This window comes from Agrobacterium sp. CGMCC 11546 (assembly GCF_013365515.1).
Taxonomy (GTDB): domain Bacteria; phylum Pseudomonadota; class Alphaproteobacteria; order Rhizobiales; family Rhizobiaceae; genus Agrobacterium; species Agrobacterium fabrum.
In genome coordinates this window covers 2,381,947-2,390,000 of sequence record NZ_CP047387.1, presented here as the reverse complement: position 1 = coordinate 2,390,000, position 8,054 = coordinate 2,381,947, and the positions used below count along the sequence as shown (strand labels likewise).

The window sequence follows — 8,054 nt, the reverse complement described above, 5'->3', positions numbered from 1 at the left end:
GTGTTGTACATTCTTATTGGATTGAATGTGCGGCGAAGAGGTTCCAGGAAATAGCTCCACCGTATAGACCGTACCCGAAACCGACACAGGTGGTCAGGTAGAGTATACCAAGGCGCTTGAGAGAACTATGTTGAAGGAACTCGGCAAATTGCACGCGTAACTTCGGAAGAAGCGTGACCCTTTTGTACGCAAGTATGATGGGGTGGCACAGACCAGGGGGTAGCGACTGTTTATCAAAAACACAGGGCTCTGCGAAGTAGCAATACGACGTATAGGGTCTGACGCCTGCCCGGTGCTGGAAGGTTAAAGGGAGGGGTGCAAGCTCTGAACTGAAGCCCCAGTAAACGGCGGCCGTAACTATAACGGTCCTAAGGTAGCGAAATTCCTTGTCGGGTAAGTTCCGACCTGCACGAATGGCGTAACGACTTCCCCGCTGTCTCCAACATAGACTCAGTGAAATTGAATTCCCCGTGAAGATGCGGGGTTCCTGCGGTCAGACGGAAAGACCCCGTGCACCTTTACTATAGCTTTACACTGGCATTCGCCAAGGCATGTGTAGGATAGGTGGTAGGCTTTGAAGCATGGACGCCAGTTCGTGTGGAGCCATCCTTGAAATACCACCCTTATCTTCGTGGATGTCTAACCGCGGTCCGTTATCCGGATCCGGGACAGTGTATGGTGGGTAGTTTGACTGGGGCGGTCGCCTCCGAAAGAGTAACGGAGGCGCGCGATGGTGGGCTCAGACCGGTCGGAAATCGGTCGTCGAGTGCAATGGCATAAGCCCGCCTGACTGCGAGACTGACAAGTCGAGCAGAGACGAAAGTCGGTCATAGTGATCCGGTGGTCCCGTGTGGAAGGGCCATCGCTCAACGGATAAAAGGTACGCCGGGGATAACAGGCTGATGACCCCCAAGAGTCCATATCGACGGGGTTGTTTGGCACCTCGATGTCGACTCATCGCATCCTGGGGCTGGAGCAGGTCCCAAGGGTATGGCTGTTCGCCATTTAAAGCGGTACGTGAGTTGGGTTCAGAACGTCGTGAGACAGTTCGGTCCCTATCTGCCGTGGGTGTAGGAATATTGACAGGATCTGTCCCTAGTACGAGAGGACCGGGATGGACGTATCTCTGGTGGATCTGTTGTCCTGCCAAGGGCATAGCAGAGTAGCTATATACGGAATGGATAACCGCTGAAGGCATCTAAGCGGGAAACCAACCTGAAAACGAGTGTTCCCTATCAGAGCCGTGGAAGACGACCACGTTGATAGGACGGGTGTGGAAGCACAGCAATGTGTGAAGCTTACCGTTACTAATAGCTCGATCGACTTCTTCGTTCCCATTGATTATGTTCATCGAACAAAGTTCGATGACATCATTCTTCTGTCCTGACGCCCGATGGGCTCCGGACGGGCCGCGCCACAGGTATTTTGCTTGAGAGCAAAAACCGGAAGGCGCGACGACCTCTGGTCTGTATGGCTGCTATGCTCACTGTTGAGCAAAGGTAGAATGCGGACAGGTCAAGTAAGACGTGTAATTAAGATAAAAAGTGGCATCGCCACCCAGCTTCTCGAAAACAACAGTCCATGTGAAAACATGAACAATGTTGCGTTTTGCCGACCTGGTGGTTATCGCGGGGCGGCTGCACCCGTTCCCATTCCGAACACGGCCGTGAAACGCCCCAGCGCCAATGGTACTTCGTCTCAAGACGCGGGAGAGTAGGTCGCTGCCAGGTCTGCAAAACGCAACTCAAAATCTTCTCAACTCACATACCTCGGCCCAGCCGACACCAAGGGCCGCTATCCAAGCGGCCTTTCGTCGTTTAAGGCAGAGCTTTAAACAAAATGAAATGGCGTACAAAATCATGTGCGCCCCTTACAGGAGATAAATTGCTCCGCAATTTATCTCCGGCAAAGATCCGTCGTCGCTAAAGCAACGACGTAACCGCGACATTCGGCCTTGCCGAATGCGCTGGACGCGGGGTGGAGCAGCCCGGTAGCTCGTCAGGCTCATAACCTGAAGGCCGCAGGTTCAAATCCTGCCCCCGCAACCAAAATTTAAACCCAATATCAAAAGGCTTCGAGGAAACTCGGAGCCCTTTTTGCGTTCCTCCAGGAACGGTAACAACCCTCAGAGCAAGGATGTTCCGATTTTGCTCTGCTCTAATCCCCGAAATCAGCTTCTCTTCCCGATAAAGCAGGAAGAGCCGCTTGTGGTTCACACGATGACCCTCACGCCTTGGCTGGTTGATACCTGCCGAGTTCGCTCAGACAATCAATCTGCGACGTGATGCGATGCTGCGCAGCCGGAATGGATCCGCACCGCAACCCGCCGCTACCGCCGCGAGTACAACAACCCAAGACCGCTGGAGCAAACTCAAAACTGGATAAAACTTTGGGGGCAAGGTCAATTTGTATACGATTGATGGAAGGTGCTCATATTTATGCGATTGCCAAAAATTGCCGCACCAGCGTCGAAATGATTGAAATAATTCTACGCCGTCCACATCAAGACGACCTACGTCGGTTATCAATTCCCGTAAAGCCAAGAGGCCTAATCGGGCACGCCAGGTGCAGAGGGCGGCGGGACCGCCGCCCTACCGAGACAACCGCGAGATCCCACGGTCCGGTAGAGACACCCGAATGGGTGTCGCCACAAATCGCTTGTCGATTTGTCAGCCCGCTTGGCGGGCCAATATAAGGAACAGCTCCCTTTTCCCGGCCATTTTGACAGCGCGTTGGTCGGACAGTTTTTAAAACAAGAAAGTTAGATATCATGAGCATTATGAACGTTGACGAACCAAGGTATGGCAGCGTGGGCCATCGAAGACTTCGTTGATCCTGAGGCTTAGCAGCTTGCCGGAGATTGAGGCTGGATTAGCCGAAGCCGATCGTGGCGAATTCGCCAGTGATGGGGACGTGGCCAAGGTCGTTGGCAAACACGTCAGGTCAGTCCGTCACGGGGGCGGCTTGGGCGGACCAAAGGTACGCTGGAGATCGTGCGTGCTGGCATTTTCTGCATCGTCCTGTATCGGGTGAAGCACGATATTAAGATTGTGACGGTGATGCACGCCTCGCAGAAGATGGGCCAAGTTGAAAAGGTTTTCCTATAAGACCGGTACAGGCACGGTGGAGAAATTAGCTGTTTGAAAACTAGACCGATCCATGCCTTGAACGCACGAGGAAACGTCTTTCTCGAGGTCACGCTTCTGACCCGATGAGCCTGCATATGAGGTGCGCACCTCAAAAAATGGATGTTGGATTATAGTATGGACGATGGTTTAGAGATTCTCCTTGATAAGAACCTCGATCCTTATCTTCTCTTGTGCTGCCAACGGCTCCTTCGCATCCGCGCGTGCCCGCATGATGCGGATAGCGCTGCGCACGGCATGTCCGGGATCTTGGCCGATCACGGCATCGATACGGTTGTCCCGTAGTGCTTCCTCACTGAAGGGGGTTCGCTCGTGGACGACGACGGCAAGGTTGACGAGGTCGACGTAGGCCGCAGTTGCCGTCAGTGGTGCGCGTGCCTCTGAACTCAGCACGTAGACGGCGATAACATCCCTGTTGTTTTCAAGTACACGGCCAATGATCTGTTGAGCTCGTTTTTCGTCAGCATGGGTCTCTATGGAAGGGAGTGGCCTAAGGTATTGAAACTGCTCGTTTATTACGCTGTCAAAGCCGTGGCGCCGTTGGATGCTATCCAGTGATTGCATCGTATCGGCGATGACCATGACCTTGCCGGGTGTTCGGGAGACAAACGTGCCGATCAACCTGCCGGCAGTTGCGCCGGCCGCAAAGTTGTCCACACCTACGAAATCGGCTGCAGGCAGTTTCTCCTGCCCCGACAGGAACTGGACGACCTTGATATTTCTTTCGAGAAGCCGCCCCACCGCATCGCGAACCTGTGGCGACTCGGGAGCCATCAAAGCGACCCCATCGAGCTCGTCCTCACCGAGTTCGGCAAGATACTTTGCCACCCCATGAGCGTCGTTTGTCGGAATCTGCACGTAATCGACTTCTGTCAGATCGCCTTTTAGAGCCGCCTTGGATTCCTTCACGCGCTCCAGAAGTTCCTGTAGATAAAGATCGCCTGCCTTCGGCAGCACGAACCGGAACCGGTAGTTCTTGTTACGCGCCAGGCTTACTGCAGCGGGATTGGGAACAAATCCTATTCTCTCGATAGCCTCGTGGACTCGGCGCGCCGCCTTCTTGCTGACGTTCGGCCGTTCGTTCAGGACGCGGTCAACGGTCGCAAGACTGACGCCGGCCGCTTCTGCAAGATCTTTCGCTGTTGGCCGCATGCTGGCTCCAATCGATTCAAGTAAGCCACATTTCCTCTAAAATATCGGAAATTGCAACAATTGATGTGCGCACCTCAAAATTTGCTTGCTTTGAGGTCCGCACCTCAGTTATTAATAATGCGCGACGGCGAGGGAATGAAAACGTCAACCTGGTCGTTCAACTTGGCAGTAACCGGTTTTCATACTTTGCTGCCCATTCAGTTTAACCCTCTCGATGGAGGTCGAGGGGTCAACGGGAGGAACATACATGAAGTCCCTTTTGATGAACTCGGCACTCGCTGCCGGGGCGTACGCTGCTGTCTCCATGGCAACGGCTTCTCATGCGCAGGCAGCTGATCTCACTTTGTGCTGGGCGGCATGGGATCCCGCCAATGCCCTTGTCGAACTTAGCAAGGACTTCGAGGCGAAAAGCGGCAACAAGATGCGCTTCGAATTCGTGCCGTGGCCGAATTTCGCAGACCGCATGCTCAACGAACTGAATTCTGGCGGCAAACTCTGCGATCTCTTGATCGGCGACAGTCAGTGGATCGGCGGGGCAGCCGAGAACGGCCAATACGTGAAGCTCAACGATTTCTTCGAAAAAGAAGGAATAAGGATGGCAGACTTCGTTCCGGCAACGGTCGTCGGATACGCGGAGTGGCCGAAGAATACGCCTAACTATTGGGCAATGCCCGCCTTCGGCGATGTCGTCGGGTGGACTTACCGGAAAGACTGGTTCGCACGTCCCGAGCTTCAGGCCGAGTTTAAGAAGAAGTATGGCCGTGATCTTGCGGTCCCGAAAAACTGGGACGAGGTCGTTGATATCGGCGCGTTTTTCCAGGGCCGTGAAATCGACGGCAAGAAGGTTTATGGCGCGGCGATCTATACAGAACGTGGCTCCGAAGGCATCACCATGGGCGCGATGAACGCACTCTACAGCTATGGTTTCGAATATCAGAATCCGAACAAGCCCTATGATCTTGATGGTTTCGTGAACTCACCGGATGCGGTTGCGGGGCTTGAAGAGTACAAGAAACTCTACGACTGCTGCACACCGCCTGGTCATTCCGACGCCTACATGACTCAGGACGTCGATGCCTATAAGTCTGGCCAGGTCGCGCTGCAGATGAACTTTACCTTCACCTGGCCGGGCATCAATGTCGACCCCAATGTTGGTGGTGAAAGGTCAGGCTACTTCCCAAATCCCGCCGGCCCGAAGGGGGTGCAGTTTGCCCAACTCGGCGGCCAGGGCATTTCGGTCGTCGCGGCGTCCGAGAAGCAGAAGGAAGCACTCGATTACATCAAGTGGTTCGGCCAGCCCGAGATCCAGCAGAAGTGGTGGAAGCTTGGCGGCTATTCGGCTCTGCGGGCCGTGGTAGAAGATCCGAGCTTCGCCTCCAGCCAACCATACGCGAAGCCATTCCTCGATTCGATGGCGATCGTGAAGGACTTTTGGGCAGAGCCCTCTTACGCCTCTCTCCTCCAAGCGTCCCAGAAGCGTTTCCACGACTATGTCGTCGCAAATCAGGGCACCGCGCAAAAAGCTCTTGATGGCCTTGCCAAGGACTGGAAGTCCGTATTCGAGGACGAAGGTAAATACTGACGTTCACGAACGTTTCCTCCCTGCTGTGAGCGTCGCGCAGGCCGGCTAGGCGTAGCGAGCCGGCCTGATTACCACCAACTTCATACCAAGGAGACGGACATGCTCCAATCACCGATCGATCGGATCGCCAGCGCGACTCCGCCCGCAATCGCGGCGCGCGTCAGGGGCTTATCTGATCGCGCTATAGCCTGGCTTTTTATAGTACCGTCGATCGTGTTGCTGCTTGCCGTCAATATCTTTCCACTGATCTGGACGATTAGGCTAAGTTTCACGAATATCAGGGTCAATCGGCCCAACGCGCCGGTGGAGTTCGTCGGCCTGCGCAACTACATCAGCATCCTGACTGACAACGATATCTGGCAGAGCATGCAGGCGACCGCGCATTTTCTGATCTGGACCATTGTCCTGCAGGTACTGATTGGTTTCTCGCTTGCTTATCTGATTAACAAGAAATTCCGCGGCAATGACCTTTGGACAACGATCATCGTACTTCCGATGATGCTGAGCCCGGCGGTCGTCGGCAACTTCTGGACCTTCTTATACCAGCCGCAAATCGGACTGTTCAACTATGTGGTCGGCTTTCTGACCGGAAACGATCCTTCCAGTTTCTCGATGATTGCCAGCACATCCCTGGCGCCGTGGGCTATCGTCATCGTCGATACGTGGATGTGGACGCCTTTCGTGATATTGATTTGCCTTGCCGGTCTACGCTCGATCCCGAGTAGCATCTACGAGGCCGCTGAGTGCGACCGTGCAAGCAAATGGCGCCAGTTCTGGACCATTACAGTTCCAATGGTGCTGCCGTTTCTGATGCTCGCTGTCCTCTTCCGCGGCATCGAGAACTTCAAGATGTTCGACCTCGTGGTGCAACTGACGGGCGGCGGCCCGGGATCGATCACGGAACTGACCTCGATCAACCTGAAGCGCGCCGCCTTTGAGCAATGGCGTACCGGCTACGCATCCGCCTACGCCGTCATTCTATTTGTCACCGTCTTCGGCCTAGCGTCGATCTATGTCAAAGCACTGAACAAGGTGAAACAGAGATGAGCAGCTATTCCGTAACGGAGCCATCAGTGCGTCAGAAATGGTTTGCCGGTATTCTGGTTGTCCTCTATGCCGCAATCACCCTCCTTCCATTGTTGTGGATCATCGGGACGGGGTTCAAGTCGCCCGAAGACGCGATCGCCTATCCGCCGAAGATGATCTTCGAGCCGACGGTCGAAGGATATGTCAATCTCTTCACAACCCGTACCCGCATTCCGCAAGACCAGATCAAGGCCCTCGGAGAACCGACGACCTGGTATGACAAGCTGGTTCGCAAGGAGGGAGTTGTCATCACGGGTGCGTCGCGTTTTACCGAGCGGTTTACAAACTCAGTCATCATCGCGTTCAGTTCGACCGTTCTTTGTATCGCACTCGGCACGGCGGCAGCCTACGCCTTCTCCCGCTTTAAAGTGCCGCTGAAGGACGATCTTCTTTTCTTCATTCTTTCGACGCGGATGATGCCGCCGATTGCGGTAGCGATCCCGATCTTCCTAATGTTCCGCTCCTTGGGGTTGAGCGATACCCATGCCGGGATGATCCTGCTTTACACGGCGGTCAACCTGTCGCTTTCGGTCTGGTTGCTCAAGGGCTTCATCGATGAAATCCCGATCGAATACGAAGAGGCGGCACTCATCGACGGCTACACGCGCTTCCAGGCCTTCTACAAGGTCGTTCTGCCTCAGGCCGTCACCGGTATCGCTTCGACTGCGATCTTCTGCCTGATCTTCGCATGGAACGAGTACGCATTTGCCGTGCTGCTGACGTCAGGAAACGCCCAGACCGCCCCGCCGTTCATCCCGACTATCATCGGCGTCAGCGGCCAGGACTGGCCAGCCGTCGCTGCCGGTGCCACCATCTTCCTGGTGCCGGTCATGGTCTTCACAATCCTGCTTCGTAAACATCTGCTGCGCGGCATCACCTTCGGAGCGGTACGCAAATGACCACCTTTTTCAATCGACTGTTCCGCCTGCGCCGCGACGCATGGGAAATGCTGGCCTCCGCCCTGATCGCGCTTGGCGTCGTCATGCTGATGCAGCCCCTGTCCTTGTTGGTCTACTCTTATTCTTTCCTCGTGACGCTGGTGGGCACGGTGATGTTCATTATCGTCAGCCATTTCCCGGAGTGAACCC

At 54.8% G+C, this 8,054-nt stretch carries 5 protein-coding genes, 1 tRNA gene, 2 rRNA genes and 1 pseudogene (1 of these 9 running past the window's edge); 8 read left to right on the top strand and 1 reads right to left on the bottom strand.

Annotation, left to right across the window (positions count from 1 at the left end; all coding sequences use genetic code 11):
- The 4 genes and pseudogenes from GSF67_RS11935 to GSF67_RS11920 form a co-directional block, all read left to right on the top strand.
- Nucleotides 1-1,332 (top strand): 23S ribosomal RNA (locus GSF67_RS11935) (it extends 1,477 nt beyond the left edge of the window).
- Between the two features lie 283 nt (nt 1,333-1,615).
- Nucleotides 1,616-1,730: ribosomal RNA gene (gene rrf, locus GSF67_RS11930) — 5S ribosomal RNA — on the top strand.
- A gap of 241 nt (nt 1,731-1,971) precedes the next feature.
- A tRNA-Met gene (locus tag GSF67_RS11925) sits at nt 1,972-2,048 on the top strand.
- Nucleotides 2,049-2,226: 178 nt separating this feature from the next.
- Nucleotides 2,227-2,385, top strand: a pseudogene (locus GSF67_RS11920) (IS3 family transposase); the annotation flags it as partial.
- Nucleotides 2,386-3,275: 890 nt separating this feature from the next.
- Here the strand turns inward: GSF67_RS11920 and GSF67_RS11915 are convergent.
- Nucleotides 3,276-4,298 (bottom strand): LacI family DNA-binding transcriptional regulator, encoded by a 1,023-nt coding sequence (locus tag GSF67_RS11915; RefSeq protein WP_006313949.1) that lies wholly within the window; start codon nt 4,296-4,298, stop codon nt 3,276-3,278.
- A gap of 247 nt (nt 4,299-4,545) precedes the next feature.
- Here GSF67_RS11915 and GSF67_RS11910 point away from each other — a divergent pair, with 247 nt between their 5' ends.
- From GSF67_RS11910 to GSF67_RS11895, 4 genes are all read left to right on the top strand, one after another.
- Nucleotides 4,546-5,880 carry an ABC transporter substrate-binding protein gene (locus GSF67_RS11910; protein WP_006313950.1) on the top strand — a complete coding sequence of 445 codons (1,335 nt, stop codon included), beginning with the start codon at nt 4,546-4,548 and terminating at the stop codon, nt 5,878-5,880.
- Nucleotides 5,881-5,979: 99 nt separating this feature from the next.
- Entirely contained in the window at nt 5,980-6,927 is a 948-nt protein-coding gene (locus tag GSF67_RS11905) for a carbohydrate ABC transporter permease (RefSeq protein ID WP_006313951.1), read from the top strand.
- On the top strand, nt 6,924-7,865 hold the full coding sequence (locus GSF67_RS11900; RefSeq protein ID WP_006313953.1) for a carbohydrate ABC transporter permease: 942 nt from the start codon (nt 6,924-6,926) through the stop codon (nt 7,863-7,865). The genes GSF67_RS11905 and GSF67_RS11900 overlap by 4 nt, the downstream gene beginning before the upstream one ends.
- The gene (locus GSF67_RS11895; protein WP_006313954.1) at nt 7,862-8,050 is read left to right on the top strand and encodes a hypothetical protein; all 189 of its coding nucleotides are present in this window, start codon (nt 7,862-7,864) and stop codon (nt 8,048-8,050) included. The genes GSF67_RS11900 and GSF67_RS11895 overlap by 4 nt, the downstream gene beginning before the upstream one ends.
- Nucleotides 8,051-8,054 lie beyond the last annotated feature (4 nt).

Excerpts from the sequence above, each read along its gene's own strand:
- GSF67_RS11915 (WP_006313949.1), bottom strand. The coding sequence starts at position 4,298 with ATGCGGCCAACAGCGAAAGATCTTGCAGAAGCGGCCGGCGTCAGTCTT.
- GSF67_RS11910 (WP_006313950.1), top strand. The coding sequence starts at position 4,546 with ATGAAGTCCCTTTTGATGAACTCGGCACTCGCTGCCGGGGCGTACGCT.
- GSF67_RS11905 (WP_006313951.1), top strand. The coding sequence starts at position 5,980 with ATGCTCCAATCACCGATCGATCGGATCGCCAGCGCGACTCCGCCCGCA.
- GSF67_RS11900 (WP_006313953.1), top strand. The coding sequence starts at position 6,924 with ATGAGCAGCTATTCCGTAACGGAGCCATCAGTGCGTCAGAAATGGTTT.
- GSF67_RS11895 (WP_006313954.1), top strand. The coding sequence starts at position 7,862 with ATGACCACCTTTTTCAATCGACTGTTCCGCCTGCGCCGCGACGCATGG.